The following is an 831-nucleotide window of genomic DNA, read 5'->3' on the forward strand; positions in this document are numbered from 1 at the left end:
GTCCTCGGATCTCCAGCTCGCGCTTGAGCTTGGGGGCCAGCTTGTCGGCGGCCGAGAGCTTGTCCTCGGCGAACAGGCCGGCCTCGATGCGCTTGGCGAGCTCGACCTCCTGCTCGGCGTTGAGCAGCGGGACCTTGCCGATCTGCTTCAGGTAGTCCTTGACCGGGTCCGCGGTGGCACCGGCGACGGCGACCTGCTGGGCCGGGGCGTCGTCCTCGTCGTCGTCGGAGAGCACGAAGCCCTGCGACTCCTCCTCGGGCTCGGCCTCCTCGCTCGCCTTGTCGCCGGGCAGGGCGGCGTCCTCGAGTAGCTCCTCCTCGCCGATGAGCTCCTCGTCGCCCTTGCCCGCCTTGCCGGAGGCGGTCTTCTTGGCGGCGGTCTTCTTGGCAGGGGCGGCGGCCTTCTTGGCCGCGGCCTTCTTGGCGGGGGCCGCCTTCTTCGCCACGGCCGCCTTCGCCTCGGTGACGACCGTGGTCGTCCCCGCGGCAGTGATGTCGGCGGACACCGTGCCGACCGAGGCCGCGGCGGCCACGACCGCCGGGGCGGCGACGGGGGCACCGGGCGCGATCCGCACGGGCGGCTTGGTCGGGGCCGCGGGGGCAGCCGGGTTCCGGGTGGTGACCGCCTTGGTGGCGGTGCGCTTGGTGGGGCTCTTGGCAGCGACGCTCTTGCGCTTGGCGCCGGCCGGTTCGGCCGCGCTGACCATGAGATCCACCCCCTCCTCAATCAGCACCTGGTTGAGGCTGCGCATGACGTTCTTCCACTTGGTGACCGGGATCTGGTCCGCCTCGAACGCCTGGCGCACGTCGTCACCGGCGATCTGCCCCTGGG

General features: G+C 72.2%; 1 pseudogene. It reads right to left on the reverse strand.

The annotated features are described in order from the left end of the window. Positions 1–831, reverse strand: a pseudogene (locus C2142_RS39655) (sigma-70 factor domain-containing protein); the annotation flags it as partial.

Source organism: Streptomyces sp. CB01881 (assembly GCF_002953255.1).
In the GTDB taxonomy this organism is placed as follows: Bacteria; Actinomycetota; Actinomycetes; order Streptomycetales; family Streptomycetaceae; genus Kitasatospora.